This window comes from Rhodovulum sp. 12E13, from assembly GCF_003340565.1.
Classification (GTDB): Bacteria; Pseudomonadota; Alphaproteobacteria; order Rhodobacterales; family Rhodobacteraceae; genus HLUCCA09.
The window spans coordinates 111,517-131,765 of the sequence record NZ_QPLK01000008.1 but is presented as its reverse complement, the minus strand read 5'-3'; the positions used below and the strand labels follow the sequence as shown (position 1 = coordinate 131,765).

Here is a 20,249-nt window from a genome sequence, read left to right as displayed (position 1 = left end):
GCTTACAGCGATTCTGTCAGCTAGCACTTACACCACGGACCGAAGGCAGCGGCAGGGTCGTCTCCTGTTCCCCTCCCGCGAGGCGCGGTTCGGCCATAGCCTGGCGGTTCGGCGTTTGTGCCGGACCACACGCCCCGATCCCCCGTCCTGTTCGCGCGTTTCCTGGGGGATCGGGGCTCCTTTTCCTTCTCTCGGGGATCAGTCTCGCGCTGGGGTCGCCGCCTGCGCGGTGACGCGCCTTGCAAGGCGCGTGGCAAGGCTCTTGCAAGAGCCTTGCGCGGTGCGTCGACGACGGCTTTCTCTTCAATCGGCGGCGACGAAGGCATGCAGCACGGCCTTGCGTTCCGCCTCCGTGATCGGGGCGGGGGGGCGCCAGGCCGCGTGTTCCTCCGTCATTTCGAACGTGGGTATCGGGTCGGGCATGCGATAGCGTGCGGCGACCGCGTCGTTGCCTGCCCTGTAGGTTTCGAGGATCGCCCGGTGGGTGTCCGGCGCGCCGAGAAACCGGATCCCGTCGTCGTCAGGCACCGCCGAGGTCGCGAGGAACCGGATGAATTCGCGTCCTGACGGCCCTCCGCCCACCGGCATTTCCGACAGAAGCAGCGTCTTGCGGCGATGGAAGGCGGCGTTGTGCCGGATGCCGTCGGTTTCCATCGCTGCGGGGTCGAGCCCGGCCGCCGCACAGAAGTCGGCCAGGAGGAGTGTGGGGCAAGGGGCGTCCTCGGGATAGAGGCGCACCTTCAACGCGTCGCGTCCGAACGCGGCCTCGAGCCGCGCGAGCCGTTCGCGGAAGTCGAGCATGTAGTGGGTGTCGGCTGCGATCGGCCCGGTGAAGCGGCGCTTGGCGATCTCGGCATACACCGACTCCTTCAGCCTGTCCTGCCGGCGCAGGTAGACGATGATCTCGATGTCGAACAGCCGCGCGAAGGTATCGCGGATCGCCCGCGTGCGTTCAGGGTCGAGGAGGTGGTGCGAGAGATCCTCGGCGCTGAGCAGCAGCCGTTCGGTGCCGGAGACGAAAAACGCCTCCAGCGCATGCTGCAACTCGTGCGCGAGCGCGGCTCGGAAGAAGCGGTTGTGTCCGACGCCCTCGGGAGGCGAGGGATAGAAGACGCCGCGCGCGGCGAGGGCGCCGCGATTGCGGTGCAGCACCTTCTGCAGCGCCGTCGTGCCCGTCTTGTGAAGGCCGCAATGCAGGGTCAGGCGATAGCGTGCCATGGCGGGAGGTCTTCAGGCGCCACCGGGCGTCGTGCCGGGCACGCCCCGCACTGCCCGGGGACGGGGCGTTTCGGGCCATTCGCGGTCTGTCGGCATCCGGGGGCGCGCGTGGCTGTCTGGCCGCTGTCGCGCCTGCGCGGCGTCAGCCTGTCCGGCAGCGCCAGCGGCCGCTTCCGGCGCGGCATGGGCCGTGGACCGTGACGTGCCGTGCACGGCGCTGCCCCGGCCGCCCCGCGCCCGGTCCGGCGTCAGCCGGCCGGACGTGGCCGGGCGCGCTTCGGCTGCGGCCGGCACGGGCGATACTGCGGACGTTTCGTGCCCGCTTTCCAGGACCGTTGGCGCATCGGCTCCGGTCTCAGCGTCGGCTTCCGCCGCCATGGCCGCGCCTGCAGCCGCGTGCGAAGTCGCGGTCGACACGGGTGCGCGCGCCGCCCGCGCTGCGAAGCGGGCGACGGCGGCGCGTTCCTCCGGGCTGCTTGCCAGTTGCGCGAGCGCCGCGAGATCGGCGTCGTGCCCCTCGCCCTGCTCACGCAGGAGCCGCAGGTAGGCCGCGACGAGCCGCGCATCGAAGGTCGCGCCAGTGGCGCTCTCGGCCGCCTCGGGTGCCCCGCGTTTCGATCCCCCTTGCGGGCCCTCATCGACAGGTTGCGCCTCGGGCAGGGCCTCGACCACCGCCAGGAAATGGTAGGGTCTGCGCGCCTCGAGAAGGGCGAGGGCGAACCGATGCGCGACCCGTATCTCGTCGGGATGGCGCTCGGCGCAATGGCCCCAGGCCTGCGCGGCGCTTTCCCAGTCGCCTTCCTCTTCGGCAAACAGGGCGGCGTGTCGTGCCAGCTCCAGCGAGCCGGGGAAGCGGCCGAGCCCCTGGCGCAGGGCGAGCGAGCGCTCCCGCGTCTCGCCGAGCGCGGCCCAGGCCTCGACCTCGCGCAGCGCGCTCGCCTCGGTGGCGTGGCCCGTGCCGTTCGACGCCCGGAACAGCTCGGCCGCCTCGCGATGAGCCCCCTCTGCCGAGGCGATATGCGCCCAAAGCCGGATGCGCCGCGCCTCGAGTACCGGCTCCAACGGTGGCCGCGCGGGCGCCGGAGAGGGGGCGGGCGCCGCGGCGTCGGGCACACCGAGCGCGGCGCGGTCGAGGGCGGCAATCGCCTCGAGCCGGGCGCCGCGCGCCATGAGCAGCTCGGCGTGCAACAGGTCGGCGCGCGGGTCGGCGGCCTCTCCGCCCTCGCTGCGCGCCGCGAGATGGGCCCGCAGCACGGCCTCGGCCCGGGCCGGCCGGCCCATCCGCCTGAGCGCTTGCGCGGCCTGCACGACGACGGTCGCCTCGACGGCCACCGCTTCGGGATCACGTCGGCGGAAGTCGAGGAACGCCTGCACCGCGCCCCGGTCGTCGCCGGCCCGGACGGCGTAGCGCACGAGGCTGCGGCAGAGCTCGGCCTCATCGGCGGAGCCCGGCGCGGCCAGCGCGAGGCGGTCGGCCGTGGCCCGGCGTGCCGCTGCCCAGTCCTGCTGACGGTCGGCCAGCAGCTGACGCAGGGCGGCGCGGTCGTCTGGGTCGGCCAGCTGCGCGGCCGCTTCGCGCACCGTCTCGGCCTCGCCGAGCCGCGCGGCGAGCGTGCCGACATGGCGCCAATCCCCCTCCTCCAGCGGCGCGAAGGCCGAAAGCAGCTTCCAGCGCTCGAGCGCGGTGTCGTGGCGACCCGCCGCCTCCGCCATCGCGGCGTAGTGGCGCCAAGCGGCGCAGCGCAGCCCGGGGTCGTCCGAGCCATGGAAGCTGTCGGAGAACAAGCCCTCGGCCCGCCCGACGGCACCCTGGTCGGCGATGGCGGCGCCGAGCTGCAGCAGCGTCTCCGGCGCCAGCGCGCCGTCATGGACGAGTGCCGCCCAGTGCTCGGCGCTTTCGGCATGGCGACCCGCGCGCATCAGCATCTCGGCGAGCTGCTGTCGCAGCTCAGGCCGGGCCGCCTCGGTCACCCAGACCTGCAGCAGATGGATGGCACCGCCGCGGTCGCCCTGCTCTTCGAGCAGCCCGGCGCAGCGCAGGCGGTCGGCGGTGCGCGCGCCGCGGAGGCCGGCGAGCCGTCGATAGAGCCGCAGCGCGGAGTCGCTCCGGCCACGGGCGAGCGCGCGCGCGGCCCGCCACCGCGTGGCATGGGCGAAGAGGCTGATCATCGGGCGTCCTCCGGATGGGTCGCGGTGGGGGGCGGGGCTGCCGGGTCGCCCGCTCGGCCGTCGGTCTCGAGCGGCGACAGGCTGATCCGCAGGGCGATCAGGGGGTCTTTCCCGTGCAGGCCGGTCCGCCATGCGCCCGGACCGGCCGGGTCGGAATGGCCGAGGAAGCGGAAGCAACACGCCCAGTCGAGCCGCCACCGCCCCGCCTCGGCGCCCTCCAGCCACAGCGCGAGCCCCGTGATCGGGCGGCGCAGGCGCGTCCCCCAGACCTCGCCCCAGGGGGTGGCGGGCGAGACGCCGACGTCGAGCACCTCGGCGCGCGCGCAGAGAGTGACACCGGTGCCGGCAACCGGGCGGCAGAGGATCCCGGTCAAGGGGCGGATCGCGCGGGGGAAGGCGAGGGTGGCGGGAAAAGTCGCCTCGACCCGTCCGGCATTGCCGCAATAGCCCCAGGCGCGGATGCGCAGGGCCGTCTGGCGGGCAAGGTCGGGCGGATCACGGAGCGCGATCGTCATCCGGCTTCCTTCCATGCGTCCGGTGCGCCGGCGCGGCGTGCGGCCTGCCACTCGGCGACCCGAGCCCGCAGGAAGCGCGCCTCCCGCTCCATCCGGGCGCGCTTGTGGGGCAGGTCGTCGTCGCCGCGCGAGGCGCTTTCGTGGTGCCAGGCCCAGGGCTCCGGCGTCCAGACGATGCGGCGCCCCGCCTCCTGCACGCGGATGCAGAGCTCGACGTCGTTGAAGGCGACGGCAAAGCGGTGGCCGTCGAACCCGCCGATCTCGTGGAAGAGGCGGGCGGGGATGGCGAGGCAGGCGGCCGTTACCGCGTCGACCAGTCGGGGGATGCGGTTGAGATCGTCTGGCCCCGCCTCGTCGCGCCACCAGGTCGTGCCGATGTGGTCGGCCAGGCCCTGCGGGCCGATCCGCACGCCACCATGCTGCACGATCTCGTTGGGCCAGACCAGCTTGGTGCCGACGGCCCCGATGCCCGGCACCGTCAGCCAAGCGGCGAGCGGGCCGATCCAGCCCGGTTCGGGAAAGACCACGTCATTGTTGAGAAAGAGCAGTGTCTCGCCCCGGGCGGCCTTGGCGCCCGCATTGCAGAGGTCGGCAAAGTTGAACGGCTTGTCCCAGGGCAGGATGCGCACCCGCGGATCGGCCCGGAGCCTATCGTAGAGGGCCTCCGTCGCCCGCTCGACCGACCCGTTGTCGACGATGACGATCTCGTGCGACTGGACGTCATCGACGATGCTGTCGACGCAGGCGGCCAGCAGGTCGGCCTTGTCGCGGGTGGGTATGACGATCGAGACGAGCCCCCCCGCGCCCGCGGCGGGGGCGAGGCGCGGGGGCTCGGCGCCGGCGCACGGGCGGCGCACCAGGCAGGGAGGCGGGGGCGTCTCTGCCGGCTCGGGGCCCACGCCGGGCGCGAGCGTGCCGAGCGCGAGGGAGAGGTGCGTGCAGGCCGCGGGACGCTCGAGCGCGAAGCGGGCCGGGTCCGCCGCAGCCCCTCGCGCCGTGTGCCGCCACGCCAGGAGCGGCGGCAGACCCTGCGCCCACCAGCGGAGCGGATCGGTGCCGCCGCCGTCGTGGACGACAGGCGGCTCCCCGCGAAGATGGTCGGCCGTCACGAGGCACGTCTCCGGCGCGGCGAAGGCCTGCGCGAGGGCGGCGAAGGCGTCGTCGGTCAGCCGCAGGTCGGGGTGGAGCCGAACGAGGATGTCGGCCTCTGCCGGGTCTGCCTCGGCGGAGAATGTCTGTCGTGCGACATCGCCGCGTCCCGGCGTGGTCGCCGCGATCCGCAATGCCCCCTCGGCGGGCGGCGCGACAGGTGGACGGACGCAGGCGAGCTCGGCCGCGACGGCCTCCGGCAACTCGCGCGCGAAGCGGAGATCGTACCAGTCCGCGATGGCTCGAGCCGGCCCCTCGGGCACGAGATCGGCCAGCCGCGCGGGCAGGTGGCAGATCTCGACCGGCGAGCCGGGCACGGGCAGGGGCGGGCCGCCGTCCACCTCAGCCTCCAGCATCACGAGATGGGGTGTGCCGTCGAGGAGTCGTGTCGGCAGGTCGATCTCGAAGCCGTGAAAGCCCGAGCCGATGCCGCGTTTGGCGAGCCAGGGGTCGTGCCGGTCGGCGGTGACGGTCGCCATTCGCAGCCCGTCCACATGCACCGAGAGGGCGAGCGGCTCGTGCGGCCGCCGCGGGTCGAGCGCCCAGCCCGTGATCCGGGCGCCGCCGTCGCTCGCCACGTGACCGAGCAGGCCATGCGTCCAGCGCAGGGCGGGGGCGAGGCCGACCGTCAGTGCGCCATCGAGCCAGAGCGCGGTGTTCGCCAGGCGCGCCTCGATCCGGCGGGCGCATTTGACAAGGTCGGCCGGCAGAGGGATGGCGAAGGCGAAGGCGCCGGCGGGCAGGCCGTTGCACGAACGCAGGGGGGCGAGCGCCGCCGCGTCGAGATCGGCCGGCGCGACCGCGGCGCTCAGCCCGTCGACGAGCACCTCGATCACGGGCGGAGCGGTCGACCCGGGCAGGGTCGCCCAGCCGTAGAGGTAGCCCGTGTCGAGGGCCAGGATTTCGCCTGCCTCGGTCACAGGTAGAGCCCCGCATAGGCGTCTGCGTCGCAGGCGGCGCGCAGTTCGGCGGGAAGGTGCGATGGCCCTGCCGCGGCGCTCGTCTCGCCCGGCTGCTCGGGCAGAAGATCGAACGCCTGCGGCCCGAGCCATCCTGCCGCGAGGGGGGCGAGGTCCCGCTCGACCAGGAGCCGGGGATGGCCGAGCGCGGCCAGATCGGCGGTGAGCAGCGGCACATCCTCGGGCAGGCGCCAGGAGATGTTCTGCGGCCAGAGCAGGCCCGGCGAGCTGAGGCGAGCGATCGTGTCGGGGGCGGCGAGCGCGTCGACCTCGATCACGCGCACCGGCTCGCCCGCCTGCAGGGCCTGCCAGGCCGCGTGGCTTTCGGCGAGGGCGGCCGCGTCGCGGCCGATCAGCGCCACGCCGCCCTTGCGTGCGTCGGTTTCGAGCAGCGCGCGCTCGATCCGAGCCCGGGCCGGGCGCAGGGGATCGGCCGCGCACTGGACGGCGAAGCGGGCGAAATAGCTGGGGAACCTGCGTTCGAGCACCGCCTCGTTGCGGCGAACGAGGGCGCGCTTGGCCGCTCGGAAAGAGGCCGAGCCGAGATGGGTGACGAAGCAGTCTGTCGCGGCGACATGCCCGAGGCCGGCATCGCTCGCGCGCAGGCAGAAATCGACCTCCTCTCCGTAGCCCGCGGTCAGGCCCTCGGCGCGGAGTCCGCCGGTGGCGTCGAGGCAGGCGCGCGTCACGTAGGTGCAGAAGCCGACGCTCGTGAGCATCCTGACCGAACGCCCGGCATTGGCGTGGCGCGCCGCCGCGTCGATCCGTGCGAGTCGGTCGCCGAGAAAGGCCGGCGCGGAGCGGAACGGGAGCGGAAAGCCGAAGCATTGTCCGTCGCTCGCCAGGGGGGTCACCGTTCCGACTCCGTCGCCGGCATGGGCGGCGAGCCGGTCTATCCAGTCGCCGCCCGGAACGACGCAGTCGCTGTTGAGCAGCACGACATCTCCCTCGGTCGCCAGTTCGAGCGCGGCCGTGACGGCTCCGATGTATCCGCGGTTGTGCGTGAGCCGTCTGAGGTGAAACGGTCCGTCGCCGGACCGATCGGCGAGCAGCTCGGCGATGGCCGGATCCGGCGAGGCGTCGTCGATGAGCAGAGCGCGCCAGGGTCGGCGCCCGCTCGTCTGCGCGAGGGCGTCGAGGCACGCGGCGAGGCTGCGCGGATCTCCGTATACGGGCACGATGACGGTGACGCCGTGCCAGGGCGCCGGCAATGCGGCCAGGGTCTTTGCCGACGAGTCTTGCGCGGGCGTGGGGGCGGCGCCCCTTGAGGGGCCGCGTTCTGCGGGGGCCGCCGAGGGCCCCGTCGAGTCGGACGCGGGCGGTGAGGCGGGGGGCGCGCACCGCGAGGCGCCCGCCGCCGCGGCATCGGGGACGTCGTGGGCGGCGCTTGCCGACGCGCGATGCCCGTCCTGCGCCTGGGGCGGCACCGCGGTGACACCGGAGGTCACATCCGCGAGCACATCAGGCTCTGGTGCGTCAGGGGCGTCGGCGTCGGGGGAGTTGGGGCCGGAGCCCACAACATGCGGCATCGACAGATCGCGCGCGCGGCGCGACAGCGCGGCGACCGCGGCGCGCTTGCGCGGCTGGTTGGTGCGCGCAAGATAATCGAGATAGCGCGACCAGCTCGCCGCGACTTCCGGGGCATGGGCGATCCGGGCCTGCAGCGCTCGCTCCGCCAAGAGCAGACCGGGTATCGGGCCGCGCGGATCCCGGGTGGCACCCTGTCCTGCGCTCGGGTCGAAAGGGCTCGGGGCACAGGGGCTCGGGTCACAGGGGCTCGGGTCGCGAGAGTTGGCCGCCGCTTCGAGCCCTGCCGGGCACTCCGCCGCCGCCGGTGTGGACCGCAGGGAGTTCGATCCCGCGCGCGTCTCCGGCCCTGTTTTCGTCTGCGGCGTCCCGCTGCCACGCGCGGCGCCCTCGAGCAGACCGGCGATCCAGTCCCAGCCCTCCGGGCTGCTCGCGAGGCGAGAGCGGGCTGCCGCGGGCAGTTGGGCGAAGGCCGCGAAAGGCGCGTCGGATGCACGGACGTGGCGAACGGCAGCGACTGCGCCGCGAGCGAACACCTCCCGGTCCGCGAGGCGCGGCATATGGAGGGCGTCCGACAGGTCGTGCGGCGCAGTCTGTGCCGGGGGAAAGGCGCCCTCGTCGGGCGCCGGCCGGAAGTGGATGCTGGCCATGGATGACAGGCGTTCTTTCCCGTTGAGTGCCGCGTTCTGCGGCACTGGCTGCGTCGAGCCGGATCTGCGGTCAGGCGGTGCCCATGTCGTCCGAGCTGTCGGTCGGGTTCGAGCCGATGACCTTCACGATGTCCTCGAAGAGCTGCAGCGCTTCGCCGCTGTCGGCGATGTCGGCCAGGAAGTCGCCACGGTCGATCACGCCCTCGTTGAGCAGCCGCGTGTAGAACTCGAAGCCGCCCGCGTCGGCCTCGCGGTCGAAGAAGTTGCGGTAGACCGCGTTGACGAACTCTTCGTTCGAGGTGCCCGCGAACAGGCCCTGGAACTCGGTGCTCTTGGCGAAGTAGTCGGCGATCTGCGCGACATCGAGATCGTCGTTTCCACCGGTCGTCCAGAACTTGTAGCCGGCATTGTCGATCTGGCGGTCGAAGGCCGCTTCGTAGAGCAGGGCGATCGCGGCGTCCTTGACGTTGGTGGCCACGACCACCTTGGTGTCGTCGAACTGCAGGATCTCGGTGTTGCGGACCACCGCCTGGGTGCCGTTGCCGTTGTCGATGACGATGCTGCCGTCGTCCTGCACCTGAACGCGGTCGGGGTTATAGGCGCCGTTGACGATCACGACGTCGGTGCCGTCGCCGGCATCGACGGTGTCGTTGCCGTCGCCGAGCATGATCTCGTCATCCCCACCGGCGGTCGTGAAGTTGTCGTCGCCGCTGGTGCCGGCGATGAAGCGGTCGAGGGTGCCTCCCGACGTATCGGTGAAGCTGGCGCCGTTGCCGGTGTCCTGGAACATGATGACGGACGACACGCCCTCGGGATCGGTGAACGTATCGCCCTCGACATAGGTCACGTTGCCGACGCCGCTTTCGCTCGTCACGGTGAACTCCGTTCCAATCGCTTTACGAATGGCCGCGGCGGCTTCCTCGGGGAAGGGAAGTGCCTGTGCCACGGTGGGGTTGGTATAGGCCATGAGCTGCTCTCCGCAGGTTGGTATCAGGGCTTCGGACGGCAGCCGTGCGCTGCTCGGCGACCGGGATAAGCGCCAAGCCTTAAGCCGTGGTTATCGGGGGCGGGCAGACCCGGTGCAGGTGCAGAAAATGCCAGCTATCCGGCACGCGCCCGTCAGGGCAGAGGGCCCGTCCGGTAAAGGCGCAGCCGGAGGCCGCCATGGGGCATGACCGGCCCCTCCTCTAGCGGCAGGCCGGTGCTGCGGGCGAGGCCGGCATCGGCGGTCACCATCGCCACGCGCCAGCCCCCGAAGTCGTCGGCGAGACGGCGGCCAAGCGAGTCGTAGAGGGCGTGGAGCGCCTTCCGCGCACCGATCCGGGTGCCGTATGGCGGGTTGACCGCCACGAGGCCCGGCAGCCCCGCGGGACGCTCCAGCGCGCCGATGGGGTGCCGCGCGAAGGTGCACAGGCCCCCCACCCCGGCGCGCTCGGCATTGGCGGCGGCGGCAGCGACGGCGCCGCCGTCGCGGTCGTACCCGGTGAAGGCGATGCCGCACGGGGGCTCGGCCCGGACGGTCGCGGCGGCGCGCATCGCGGCCCAGGCGTCGGCGTCGAGGGTCGCAAGCTGCTCGAAGGCAAAGCCGCGAGAGCGCCCCGGCGCGAGGCCCGCCGCGATTTCGGCCGCCTCGATGACGAAGGTGCCGGAGCCGCACATCGGGTCGAGCACGGGTTCGTCGCCCCGGTAGCCCGACGCCCGCAGGATCAGCGCGGCCAGCGTCTCGCGCAGCGGCGCCTTGCCCACCTGCTGCTTGTGCCCGCGCCGGTGAAGCGATTCGCCCGTGGCATCGACGCTGATCGTGCAGAGGTCGTCCTCGATCCGCGCCTTGACGACGACCGGCCCGGCCGCGCGATCCGCGGCGAGGGGGGCGCCGGCCCCGTCGGCGATGGCGCGGGCGATGCGGGTGGCCGCGGCGCCGTCATGGTAGATGCGCGACTTGCGGCAGGTGGCCTCGACCCGAACGGGCACGTCGGCGCGCAGCAGAGCCGCCCAGTCGACCTTGCGGGCCCGCTTGTCGAGCTGCGCGAGGTGCAGCGCACGGAACTCGGCCACGCGGACGAGCACGCGCGTCGCGCCCCGCAGCTCCAGGTTGGCGCGCCACACCTCCGCCCAGTCGCCCGTCACGGCAACTCCGCCCGGCACCGGCGTGGCCGGGGCGAAGCCGCGCTCGGCGGCTTCTTCGGCGAGGACAGGCTCGAGCCCGGGGGGCGCGACGATGAAGATGTCGAGAGCGGCGGACATGGCAATATCGGTCGGCTGCGGCGGGCGGGCGATCATCCTTCGCGTTATCCCGCTGCCCGCGCCGCCGCAATCCCGCGCGGGATGCGGGCGGGCGGTCTGCCCGGCATGCTGCCCGGCATCGCACGCCCCGGAAACGGGCGGTTTCCAGGCGCGCATCGCGCCCGCGACGTCGCGCATCTTGGCGACGGCCGCGCGTCGTGCCAAACCGGACGCGTTCACCCCGCACCGCCGGAGCTGCCATGTCCGCCCTCTTTCCCCGCCACTGCCGTGCCGAGCTGCCCGTGGCCGTCTCGGGCGAGGGCTGTCACCTGATCGACGCCCAGGGGCGGCGCTACCTCGACGCCTGCGGCGGCGCGGCCGTCTCGTGCCTCGGCCATTCCGACGAGAGCGTGAAGGCGGCCATCGCCGACCAGATGGCGGCGCTGCCCTGGGCCCATACCGGCTTCTTCACCACCGAGGCGGCCGAGGCCATGGCCGAGACGCTCGTCGCCCATGCCCCCGAGGGGCTGGCGCGGGTCTATCCCGTCTCGGGCGGGTCCGAGGCGGTCGAGGCCGCGCTCAAGCTCGCGCGCCAGTATTTCCTCGAAATCGGCGAGCCGGAGCGGCACCGGGTGATCGCCCGCCGCCAGAGCTACCACGGCAATACGCTGGGCGCGCTCGGCGCGGGCGGCAACATGTGGCGGCGCCAGCCCTTCGCGCCGCTCATGGCCGAGGGGTATCACATCGCGCCCTGTTACGAGTACCGCGAGCGCGAAGCGGGCGAGAGCCCGGCCGCCTACGGCCTGCGCGCGGCGAACGCGCTGGAGGAAGAGATCCAGCGCCTCGGCCCCGAGACGGTCATGGCCTTCATCTGCGAGCCGGTGGTGGGGGCGACGGCGGGCGCCGTGCCGGCGGTCGAGGGCTATCTGAAGCGCATCCGCGAGATCTGCGACGCGCACGGGGTGCTGCTGATCCTCGACGAGATCATGTGCGGCATGGGTCGCACAGGCCATCTCTTCGCCTGCGAGGAAGATGGCGTTTCGCCCGACATCCTGACCATCGCCAAGGGCCTCGGCGCGGGCTACCAGCCGGTCGGGGCGATGCTCTGCACCGGCGAGATCTACGACGCGGTGGCGCAGGGCTCGGGCTTCTTCCAGCACGGGCATACCTATCTCGGGCATCCCATGGCGGCGGCGGCGGCCAACGCCGTGCTCGCCCGCCTGACCGACGGGCGGATGCTGCCGCGGGTGCGCGCGGCCGGCGCGCGGCTCGACGCCGCGCTGCGCGGCCGGCTCGGCCAGCACGCCCATGTGGGCGACATCCGCGGCCGCGGCCTGTTCCGTGGGGTGGAACTGGTGGCCGACCGCGAGAGCAAGGCGCCCTTCGATCCGTCGCTCAAGCTGCACGCGCGGGTCAAGGCGGCGGCGATGCGGGCGGGGCTGATGGTCTACCCGATGGGCGGCACGATCGACGGGGTGCGGGGCGACCACGTGCTGCTCGCGCCCCCCTTCATCGTCAGCGACACCGAGATCGACGAGATCGCCGACCGCCTCGGCACCGCCGTCGAACAGGCCGTCGCCGAGGTGCTGGAAGCGGCCGCCTGAAACCCGCAACAGAAGTCGCGCGCTGCGAACGCAGCGAAGGATGCATGCCCGGCCATCTGGCGGGTGGCGACGGGCGCTTTTCGCGACGGGCTGCATCGCGCCGGCCACACAAGCCGCGAGGGCAGCCGGGGCGTTTGCCGGGCTGTCGTTTTTCTCTCTCCTTGCGTCGGCTGTGCGCGGAGAGCGCGCCGCCTGCCCTGTAACACTGCCGTCCAGCCTGGAACGGGAGTGGACCGATGAAGACGCATGTGAGGGCTCTGGTCGTCGGCGGCGGCGCGGTGGGGGCGGGGATCGCCTACCATCTCGGCCGCGCGGGGTGGGACACGCTGCTCCTGGAGCGCGACGAGTTGACGAGCGGCTCGACGTGGCACGCGGCGGGCCTGCTGCCGCTGTTCAACATGTCCTACGCGACGTCCCACATCCACGACTACTCGGTGAAGTTCTACAAGACGCTGGAGGAAGAGACCGGCCTCAACCCCGGCTTCTACGTCGTGGGCAACCTGCGGATGGCGCAGAGCCGGGCGCGCATGGACGAATACATGCTCTACGCCTCCACCGCCGAGACCGTGGGCATCCCCTACGAGTGGCTGAGCCCGGCGCAGATCAGGGAGCGCTGGCCGCTGGTGCGCACCGAGGATCTCGAGGGCGCGATCTTCCACCCGACCGACGGCTACATCAACCCCGCCGACGTGACGCAGGCGATGGCCAAGGGCGCGCGCCTCCACGGCGTGACGATCGAGCGGAAGTGGCAGGTCGACGCCTACGAGTGGACGGGCAGCGAGTGGCGCGTCACGGTCACGAAGATGGCCGACCGGGGCGGCAATCTCGTGCCGACCGAGGAACGCGCGGTGATCACCGCCGAGCACGTCGTGACGGCGACGGGCAACCACGCCCAGCGCACCGCGCGGCTGCTGGGGCTGAAGATCCCCGCGATCCCGGTCGAGCACCAGTACATCGTGACCGAGCCCGACCCGGCGCTGGTGGCCTGGCGCAAGGATCACCCAGAGCACCCCGTGCTGCGCGACGCCGACGCCAAGTGGTACGTGCGCGAGGAGCGGGGCGGCTGGATCCTCGGCCCCTACGAGGAGGGCGCGCCGGCCTGCTTCGAGCATGGCGTGCCCGACAGCTTCCGCGCCGACCTGTTCCCCCTCGACCTGGAGCGGATCGAGGAGGAATACATGAGCATGATCCACCGCATTCCGAGTTCGGAGACGGTGGGCCTGAAGGACGATTACAACGGCCCGATCTGCTACACGCCCGACGGCAACCCGCTCGTCGGCCCCGCGCCGGGCCTGCGCAACATGTGGCTGGCCGAGGGCTTTTCCTTCGGGATCACCGCGGCCGGCGGCACCGGCCACTACCTCGCGCAGATGATGACCGAGGGCGAAGCCGAGATCGACATGGCCAGCCTCGACCCGCGCCGTTACGGGCCGTGGATGACGACGGAATACGCCGCCCGCAAGAACGAGGAGGCGTATGCGCACGTCTACATCCTCCACCATCCCGACGAGGAGCGCGAGGCGTGCCGGCCGCTGCGCACCGCGCCATGCTACGACCGGATGAAGGCGCGCGGCGCGCAGTTCGGGCAGGTGAACGGCTTCGAGCGGCCGAACTATTTCGGCCCGGTGGATGCGCCAGACAGCTTCGACCACGATGCCCGCAGCTTCCGCCGGGGCGGCTGGTGGGAGTATGCCAAGGCCGAGGCCGACGCGATTCGCGGGGGCGTCGGCATGATCGACGCCTCGGCCTTCGCCAAGCACCGGGTGACGGGGCCGGGGGCGACGGCGTTTCTCGACTGGTTCACCTGCAACCGGCTGCCCAGGGTGGGGCGGATCAACCTGACCTACGCGCTGACCGAGGCGGGCACGACGCGCACCGAGTATACCATCGTCCGGCTGGGCGAGAACGACTACTACCTCGTCTCGGCCGGCGCCTGGGCGGCCTATGACGGCGACGAGCTGCAAAAGGCGGCGGAGGAGTTCATGGCGGCCGGCGGTGCCTTCGTGATGGCGCACGAGGTGACGACGCAATGGGGCGTCTTCGCCGTCGCGGGCCCGCGCGCACGCGACCTGCTGGGCGATCTGGTGGTCGATGCCGACCCCGCCACGCGGTTGTCGAACAAGCGCTTCCCCTGGCTGTCGATGCGGCGGATCGAGCTCGGCATGGTGCCGGTCATGGCCGTGCGCGTGGCCTATACCGGCGAGCTGGGCTGGGAACTGCACCACCCCGTCGAGATGCAGAATCACCTGTTCGACCGGCTGATGGCGGCAGGCGAGGCGCACGGCCTGAAACTCGTCGGGGGCCGGGCGCAGAACTGGCTCCGGCAGGAAAAGAGCTACCGCGCCTTCGGCCACGAGCTCGGGCGCGACGCGACCCCGCTTGAGGCCGGCCTCGAGCGCTTCGTGGATCTCTCCAAGGACTTCCGCGGCAAGGCGGCGATGGAGCGGACGGGCATCCGCTCGAAATGCGTCACCGTCCTGATCGACGGGCCGGACGATGCCGACCCGTGGGGCCGCGAAGCGCTCTATTTCGGCGATGCCCGTGTCGGCCGGCTCACCTCTGGCGGCTGGTCGGTCGCCTTCGGCAAGCAGATCGGAATGGGATATGTCGGCCCCGACTACGCCGCGCCGGGCACGCGCCTGCAGGTCAAGATGCTCGACCGTCTGTGGGACGCCGAGGTGACCGAGGACAGTCCCTACGACCCGCAGAACGCGCGCATCCGCGCCGACACGGCGCCGACGCACGCGCAGGCGGCCGAATAACGGGGGCGACGCGCGCTTGCACCCCGCGGGGCGCGCTCGCCGCCGCATCGCTTGCCTGGCGCGTCGTGCGGTGGCGCCTCACCCGGCCCTGGCCGCGCGCCCGCGGCGGGTGGCTTCCCGGCGGCTCTCCGACCCTGCGGGCGGCGCCCGCAGCGGTCCCCCCGCCGCCGACGGCCAGGGGCGCGAGGGGCGGGGCGTGCGGCGTCGCTGCGGGCTGGTTGCTGCCCGACATGGCCCGGAGCGAGCGCGCGGCGTGCTCCTCGCGGCCGCTGCAGCCTTCCAGCGATCCGGCTGTCGCAGTCGCAGGTGGAAGGTGTTTGCCGTCAGCCGCCCTGCCGGGACTGCTGCATCGCTTGCAGAAAGCCCGACTCGACCATGCGCCGGCGCATCGCGTCTTCCATTCCGCACTCGGAATTGATCCGCATCATCCGCTCCTGCGGCAGGCCGGGGCCAGTGGAGTCGTTCGCCGCGCGCATCTCGGCCAGCGAGCCGAAATCGGCGCCGGCAAGGCCCTCCAGCTCGCCGAGCATGCGCTCCACATTGTCGTCGGACGTCGCTGTGCGGATCCGATCGAGCACGCAGGCGCCTGCCTCGCGGAAGGCGGGGCCCCAGTCCGTGTCGGGCAGGGCGCCGGCCAGGGCGGGGCGTTCCTCGGCGATCAGGGCGAACATCTGCGCCGACATCGCCTCGGCAGCGGCCTCGAAGCGCTCGAGATCGGTCGATTGAGCCTGCGCGGCCGCGGACCCGCAGGCCAGTGCGACGCAGGCGAGAGCTGTGATGCGTGTCATGGCGTCTCCTTTCACGCATCAGCGTGTTACAGGGGCGCGCCGAGACAACCCCTGGGCGGCCATCTGACGCGGCACCTGCGCGGCCTGTTTCGGCGCTGGCAGAGGCTGAAACGGTGAGTCTCCGGGCGTTCGGGCGGCACCGCTGCGCCTGACCACCATACGCGAGGGGCCTATTCGGCGGCGGCCTTCTCCGCCACCAACTGGTCCCACGCCGCCAGTGTCTTGGCGGCATACATCAGCGATGGCCCGCCCCCCATCTGCAACGCGATGCCGAGGACGTCGGCCAGTTCCTCGCGGGTGCCCCCGGCCTTGGCCAGCGCTTCTACATGGAAGCCGATGCAGGGCTCGCAGCGCATCGCGATGGCGATGCCGAGAGCTATCCACTCCTTCTCTCGCACCGAGAGGGCGCCGGTATGCTTCACCGTGCTCGACAACTCGCCGAATTCGCGCGTCGCGTCGGGGATCGCCTTGTTCAGCGCGCGCAGCTGGGTGCGCATGTCGGTCATGGAGGCAGGCCAGTCCATCGGGGGCTCCTTGCTTCGGCGGTCGCCCCTCCCGTGGACCCGGGCGCGCCACGCTTCCTTGACGCAGGTCAAGCCCCGCTCGATATGGCGCGGCGGCAGAAGGGGAGGGGCGAAATGCGCCTGTTGGCATGGATCGTGTTCGGTGGGCTGGCAATCGTGGCGGTCGCGGGCCTCGCCTGGCTCGCCCTCGGCCAGGGCGGGCCGCCCTCGGGCGTGGCTGTCCTCGGCGACGAGGCCCCCTCGCTCCACGCCGCGCTGGGGACGGAGCAGGCCCTGCCCGTAGGGTCGGCGGCCTTCACCGTGGTCTCGGTCTCGGACTGGGACAGGCTGCGCTACATCCCCGACATGGCGGCGCTCTGCGGCGACGATTGCACGGGCGATGCGGGGCTCGTGCGGGCCGTGCGGCTGGCGCCGGGTGGCTCGCGCAAGATCGTGTTCATCAACCACGAGGCGTGGCCGGGAATAGCGGAGCGAGAGACGCCCGACTGGTCGTGCCTCGCCGGCACGCTCGCGGCCGAGCGAGGACAGGCCGGCGCGGCCGCGCCGCCCGCCTGCGCCGAGGGCGTGCCGATGGCGCCCGGTGTGCGATGGGTGCTGCCCCTCGGCCTGGGCGCGCTCTAGCGGCGGCGGACCCGCTCCGCCCCCGAACGCCGGTCACCGAGCGGTCACCGACCGGGCACCGAGCGACGCGACCGGGGGCGATGCCTCTGCGGCGACCGGGGTTTACGCGGCGCGCAACCGGCCCCCCCGCTTGTGGGGGCGTGGGGCCGGCTCGTCATCGAGGGGCGTGCCGGATCAGGGCGCAGGGCGCGGCAAGGTGACCGGGCGCGGCGAGGTGACCGGCCGCGCCCCGCCCCTCGCGTGGGCCATGGCGCCCCGCCGCAGCGGCTCGTGGCGGGGGGGCCGCCCGTGCGGCCACCCCGGATGAAGGATCACTCCGGGATGTCGCCCGTCAGCCCCTCGACATAGAAGTTCATGCCGAGCAGCGTGCCGTCGTCGGCGGTCTCGCCCTCGGCCAGCCATGGCGTGCCGTCCTGCTTGTTCAGCGGGCCGGTGAAGGGGTGATACTCGCCCGAGGCGATGCTCTCCTTCAGCGCCAGCGCCTCCTGCCGCACCTCATCCGGCACCGCGTCGGTGATCTCGCCGATGCCGACCATGCCTTCGCCGATGCCGTGCCACGTGTCGCCCGATTCCCATGTGCCGTCCATCACCGCCTGAACGCGGTCGATGTAGTAGGGGCCCCAGACATCGAGGATGGACGACACGCGCGGGGAAGGCTTGAACGCCGCCATGTCGGAGGCCTGGCCGAAGCCGATCACCCCGCCCGCCGCCTCGGCGGCCGCCAGCGGCGCGGTCGAGTCGGTGTGCTGCAGGATCACGTCGGCGCCCTGCTCGATCAGCGCGGTGGCGGCGTCGGCCTCCTTGGCGGGGTCGAACCACGTGTAGACCCAGACGACGCGGAACTCGACGTCGGGGTTGACCTTCGTCGCGTGGATGTAGGCCGAGTTGATGCCGCGGATCACCTCGGGGATCGGGTAGGAGGCGATGTAGCCCACGATGTTGGTGTCGGTCATCGAGCCGGCGATGTGCCCCTGCACCGCGCGCCCCTCGTAGAAGCGGGCGGAGTAGGTGGCGACGTTGTCGGCCTGCTTGTATCCGGTGGCGTGCTCGAACTTCACGTCGGGGAACTGCTCGGCCACCTCGAGCACCTGATCCATGTAGCCGAAGGAGGTGGCGAAGATGATGTCGGCGCCCGACAGCGCCATCTGCGTCATGGCGCGGATCGCGTCGGCGCCCTCGGGCACGCTTTCCTGGTAGACGGTCTCGATGCCGTCGCCGAACTCTTCCTCCAGCGCGAGGCGCCCCTCGTTGTGGGTGTAGGTCCAGCCGCCGTCGCCGATCGGTCCGACATAGATGAAACCCGCCTTGAACGGGTCGTCCTGCGCGAGGGCCGCGGTGCCGAGGGCGGTGCCGAAGCCGACGGCGAGCGCGCTGGAGGCGAGGAAGGTGCGTCGTAGCATTGGAGTCGTCTCTCCCTGTTGGTGGCGGCTCAGGCGGCCGCGTGGAAGCTCCGCCCGAGGGCGGCCGGCGCACCCAGCGCCGCCCGCCCCCGACCGGAGGAGATGATCACGAGCACGAGGATCGTGAGGATGTAGGGGGCCATCGACAAGTACTCGACGGGCAGCGCGACGCCCGCCGCCTGCAGGTTGAGCTGCAACACGGTCAGGCCGCCGAAGAGATAGGCGCCGAGCAGAAGCCGCCACGGCCGCCACGAGGCGAATACGACGAGGGCGAGCGCGATCCAGCCTGCCCCCGCGGTCATCCCGTCTGTCCATTGCGGCACGCGCACGAGGCTGATGTAGGCGCCGCCCAGCCCCGCGCAGGCGCCGCCGAAGGCGATGGCCGTCAGGCGGATGCGCACGACCTTGGTGCCGAGCGCGTGGGCGGCCTGGGCGCTCTCGCCGACCGAGCGCAGGACGAGGCCCGCGCGCGAGCGGTAGAGAAAGAGCCAGATCGCGAGGCACAGCAGCAGCGAGAGATACACGACCGCGTCGTGCCGGAACAGAATGGGGCCGATGACCGGCAGATCGGCCAGCGGCCCCAGCGGCACGTCGGGCACGTTCACCCCCCGCTCGCCGATATAGCCCTGCCCGATCAGCGACGACAGGCCGAGGCCGAACAGCGTCAGCGCGAGGCCCGTCGCCACCTGGTTCGACATCAGCACCTGGGTGAGCACGCCGAAGACGAGGCTGAGCGCCGCGCCCGCCCCCGCGGCCGCGGCGAAGCCCCAGACCGCCGAGCCCGTCTCGAAGCCGATGGCGAAGCCGCAGACCGCGCCGGTGATCATCATCCCCTCGACACCGAGATTGAGCACGCCCGCCCGCTCGACCACCAGCTCGCCCAGCCCCGCGAGCAGGATGGGTGTGGAGGCGACCATCAGCGAGGCGAGCAGCAGCAGCCAGTTGATCGAGGAGAGGTCCATCACGCAATTCTCCGCCGACCGAGGCGCAGCCGGTAGTTGGTGAAAACGTCGACGCCGAGCAGGAAGAACAGCAGCATCCCCTGGAACGCCTGGATCGCCGCGGCGGGCAGCCCGAGCATCAGCTGCGCCAGCTCGCCGCCGATATAGGTCAGCGCCATCAGCAGCCCGGCGAGCAGGATGCCGATCGGGTGCAGCCGGCCGAGGAAGGCCACGATGATCGCGGTAAAGCCGTAGCCCGCGCCGAAGTCGATGTTGAGCTGGCCTGCGGGCCCCGTTACCTCGAACAGCCCGGCGAGGCCCGCCAGCGCCCCCGACACGCCGAAGCACAGGATCACCAGCCGCCCTGGCCGCACCCCGCCGAAGCGCGCCGCCCGCGGCGCCTCGCCCATCAGCCTGATCTGGAAGCCGGCAAGATGGCGGGTGAAGATGACATAGGCGAAGATCACCGCGATGAACGCTGTGACGACCCCCCAGTGCATGCCGGTGCCGGCGATGAGCTCGGGATTGGCCGAGCTCTCCCACCGGGCGAGGTTGCGCGAGCCGGGGAAGCCACCGCCCTCGGGGTTCCTCAGCGGGCCGAGCGCCATCGCGGCGACGAGCTGCTCGGCGACGTAGACCAAGAGCAGCGACACGAGGATCTCGTTGGTGCCGAAGCGGGTCTTCAGCAGCGCGGGGATCATCGCCCAGGCCCAGCCCCCGAGCGCCCCGGCCAGCGCCATGAGCGGCAGGATCAGCCTGGTGTCGGCCGGGTAGAGGGCCAGGCCCGCCGCCGCCCCGCAGATCGCGCCGACGATGTATTGCCCCTCGGCCCCGATGTTCCACACTCCTGCGCGAAAGCCCATGGCGAGGCCGATGGCGATGAGGATGAGCGGCCCGGCCTTCACCAGCAGTTGCGGGCGGGCATAGCTGGCGAACTGCTCGGCGAAGAGCGGATCCCAGAAGATCGTCCGGATGGCGATCAGCGGGTCCTGACCCAGCGCGGCGAACATCGCGCCGCCGGCGAGCATGGTCAGCAGCACCGCGAGCGGTGGCGTGGCCCAGCGCCATACCGCCGACGGGGCCGGGCGCCGCTCGAGCGCGATCACGGCCATCCCCACGGCCCGCGGGCCGGCCCGGCAGTGCGAGTGCGTATTTGGAACAGAAAGAAGCAGGGGGGCGCACGCCGCTGCGCCGTCGGG

Annotated in this window: 15 protein-coding genes; 3 read left to right on the top strand and 12 right to left on the bottom strand. The window is 72.2% G+C overall.

The genetic code is table 11. From position 1 onward, the window contains the following. Positions 1 to 303: 303 nt before the first annotated feature. The 7 genes from DLJ49_RS09435 to DLJ49_RS09405 all read right to left on the bottom strand — a co-directional run bounded on the left by DLJ49_RS09435 (position 304) and on the right by DLJ49_RS09405 (position 10,431). Positions 304 to 1,218 (bottom strand): hypothetical protein, encoded by a 915-nt coding sequence (locus tag DLJ49_RS09435; protein ID WP_115393286.1) that lies wholly within the window; start codon positions 1,216 to 1,218, stop codon positions 304 to 306. A 12-nt stretch (positions 1,219 to 1,230) separates the two neighbouring features. Next, a complete protein-coding gene (locus DLJ49_RS09430; protein ID WP_115393285.1) occupies positions 1,231 to 3,387 on the bottom strand; it encodes a hypothetical protein in 2,157 nt (718 codons plus the stop codon). Next, the gene (locus DLJ49_RS09425; protein ID WP_115393284.1) at positions 3,384 to 3,902 is read right to left on the bottom strand and encodes a hypothetical protein; all 519 of its coding nucleotides are present in this window, start codon (positions 3,900 to 3,902) and stop codon (positions 3,384 to 3,386) included. The genes DLJ49_RS09430 and DLJ49_RS09425 overlap by 4 nt, the downstream gene beginning before the upstream one ends. Beyond that, complete coding sequence (locus tag DLJ49_RS09420; RefSeq protein ID WP_115393283.1) at positions 3,899 to 5,971, bottom strand: glycosyltransferase family 2 protein; 2,073 nt, start codon at positions 5,969 to 5,971, stop codon at positions 3,899 to 3,901. Before DLJ49_RS09420 ends, DLJ49_RS09425 begins: the two co-directional genes overlap by 4 nt. Beyond that, the gene (locus DLJ49_RS21755) at positions 5,968 to 7,539 is read right to left on the bottom strand and encodes a glycosyltransferase (RefSeq protein ID WP_369932509.1); all 1,572 of its coding nucleotides are present in this window, start codon (positions 7,537 to 7,539) and stop codon (positions 5,968 to 5,970) included. Before DLJ49_RS21755 ends, DLJ49_RS09420 begins: the two co-directional genes overlap by 4 nt. Before the next feature lie 718 nt (positions 7,540 to 8,257). After that, positions 8,258 to 9,154 carry a DUF4214 domain-containing protein gene (locus DLJ49_RS09410; RefSeq protein ID WP_115393281.1) on the bottom strand — a complete coding sequence of 299 codons (897 nt, stop codon included), beginning with the start codon at positions 9,152 to 9,154 and terminating at the stop codon, positions 8,258 to 8,260. A gap of 152 nt (positions 9,155 to 9,306) precedes the next feature. Beyond that, on the bottom strand, positions 9,307 to 10,431 hold the full coding sequence (locus DLJ49_RS09405) for a THUMP domain-containing class I SAM-dependent RNA methyltransferase (protein ID WP_115393360.1): 1,125 nt from the start codon (positions 10,429 to 10,431) through the stop codon (positions 9,307 to 9,309). Positions 10,432 to 10,670: 239 nt separating this feature from the next. Here DLJ49_RS09405 and DLJ49_RS09400 point away from each other — a divergent pair, with 239 nt between their 5' ends. Together DLJ49_RS09400 and DLJ49_RS09395 are read left to right on the top strand one after the other, a co-directional pair. Further along, positions 10,671 to 12,014, top strand: coding sequence for an aspartate aminotransferase family protein (locus DLJ49_RS09400; RefSeq protein ID WP_115393280.1), 1,344 nt, complete (start codon positions 10,671 to 10,673; stop codon positions 12,012 to 12,014). 236 nt (positions 12,015 to 12,250) lie between these two features. Beyond that, positions 12,251 to 14,776, top strand: a complete 2,526-nt coding sequence (locus DLJ49_RS09395; RefSeq protein WP_115393279.1) for a GcvT family protein — start codon at positions 12,251 to 12,253, stop codon at positions 14,774 to 14,776. A 323-nt stretch (positions 14,777 to 15,099) separates the two neighbouring features. On the opposite strand, the gene DLJ49_RS09390 is transcribed toward DLJ49_RS09395, so the two are convergent. Both DLJ49_RS09390 and DLJ49_RS09385 read right to left on the bottom strand, forming a co-directional pair. Beyond that, on the bottom strand, positions 15,100 to 15,564 hold the full coding sequence (locus DLJ49_RS09390) for a hypothetical protein (RefSeq protein WP_115393278.1): 465 nt from the start codon (positions 15,562 to 15,564) through the stop codon (positions 15,100 to 15,102). Between the two features lie 170 nt (positions 15,565 to 15,734). Beyond that, on the bottom strand, positions 15,735 to 16,088 hold the full coding sequence (locus DLJ49_RS09385) for a carboxymuconolactone decarboxylase family protein (RefSeq protein ID WP_115393277.1): 354 nt from the start codon (positions 16,086 to 16,088) through the stop codon (positions 15,735 to 15,737). Between the two features lie 114 nt (positions 16,089 to 16,202). On the opposite strand from DLJ49_RS09385, the gene DLJ49_RS09380 reads away from it, so the two are divergent. Then, the gene (locus DLJ49_RS09380) at positions 16,203 to 16,709 is read left to right on the top strand and encodes a hypothetical protein (protein WP_115393276.1); all 507 of its coding nucleotides are present in this window, start codon (positions 16,203 to 16,205) and stop codon (positions 16,707 to 16,709) included. A gap of 311 nt (positions 16,710 to 17,020) precedes the next feature. Here DLJ49_RS09380 and DLJ49_RS09375 read toward each other — a convergent pair whose 3' ends face one another. The 3 genes from DLJ49_RS09375 to DLJ49_RS09365 are packed head-to-tail and all read right to left on the bottom strand — an operon-like array spanning position 17,021 to position 20,156. After that, entirely contained in the window at positions 17,021 to 18,109 is a 1,089-nt protein-coding gene (locus DLJ49_RS09375; protein ID WP_115393275.1) for a BMP family ABC transporter substrate-binding protein, read from the bottom strand. Between the two features lie 29 nt (positions 18,110 to 18,138). Next, complete coding sequence (locus tag DLJ49_RS09370) at positions 18,139 to 19,071, bottom strand: ABC transporter permease (RefSeq protein ID WP_115393274.1); 933 nt, start codon at positions 19,069 to 19,071, stop codon at positions 18,139 to 18,141. Continuing rightward, positions 19,071 to 20,156, bottom strand: a complete 1,086-nt coding sequence (locus DLJ49_RS09365; protein WP_115393359.1) for an ABC transporter permease — start codon at positions 20,154 to 20,156, stop codon at positions 19,071 to 19,073. Before DLJ49_RS09365 ends, DLJ49_RS09370 begins: the two co-directional genes overlap by 1 nt. Positions 20,157 to 20,249: the final 93 nt, after the last annotated feature.

What these genes read in the sequence shown, in the direction of transcription:
- DLJ49_RS09435 (WP_115393286.1), bottom strand. Translation starts at nt 1,218, where the DNA reads ATGGCACGCTATCGCCTGACCCTGCATTGCGGCCTTCACAAGACGGGC.
- DLJ49_RS09370 (WP_115393274.1), bottom strand. Translation starts at nt 19,071, where the DNA reads ATGGACCTCTCCTCGATCAACTGGCTGCTGCTGCTCGCCTCGCTGATG.
- DLJ49_RS09395 (WP_115393279.1), top strand. Translation starts at nt 12,251, where the DNA reads ATGAAGACGCATGTGAGGGCTCTGGTCGTCGGCGGCGGCGCGGTGGGG.
- DLJ49_RS09405 (WP_115393360.1), bottom strand. Translation starts at nt 10,431, where the DNA reads ATGTCCGCCGCTCTCGACATCTTCATCGTCGCGCCCCCCGGGCTCGAG.
- DLJ49_RS09430 (WP_115393285.1), bottom strand. Translation starts at nt 3,387, where the DNA reads ATGATCAGCCTCTTCGCCCATGCCACGCGGTGGCGGGCCGCGCGCGCG.
- DLJ49_RS09375 (WP_115393275.1), bottom strand. Translation starts at nt 18,109, where the DNA reads ATGCTACGACGCACCTTCCTCGCCTCCAGCGCGCTCGCCGTCGGCTTC.
- DLJ49_RS09410 (WP_115393281.1), bottom strand. Translation starts at nt 9,154, where the DNA reads ATGGCCTATACCAACCCCACCGTGGCACAGGCACTTCCCTTCCCCGAG.
- DLJ49_RS21755 (WP_369932509.1), bottom strand. Translation starts at nt 7,539, where the DNA reads ATGCCGCATGTTGTGGGCTCCGGCCCCAACTCCCCCGACGCCGACGCC.
- DLJ49_RS09425 (WP_115393284.1), bottom strand. Translation starts at nt 3,902, where the DNA reads ATGACGATCGCGCTCCGTGATCCGCCCGACCTTGCCCGCCAGACGGCC.
- DLJ49_RS09385 (WP_115393277.1), bottom strand. Translation starts at nt 16,088, where the DNA reads ATGGACTGGCCTGCCTCCATGACCGACATGCGCACCCAGCTGCGCGCG.
- DLJ49_RS09380 (WP_115393276.1), top strand. Translation starts at nt 16,203, where the DNA reads ATGCGCCTGTTGGCATGGATCGTGTTCGGTGGGCTGGCAATCGTGGCG.
- DLJ49_RS09400 (WP_115393280.1), top strand. Translation starts at nt 10,671, where the DNA reads ATGTCCGCCCTCTTTCCCCGCCACTGCCGTGCCGAGCTGCCCGTGGCC.
- DLJ49_RS09390 (WP_115393278.1), bottom strand. Translation starts at nt 15,564, where the DNA reads ATGACACGCATCACAGCTCTCGCCTGCGTCGCACTGGCCTGCGGGTCC.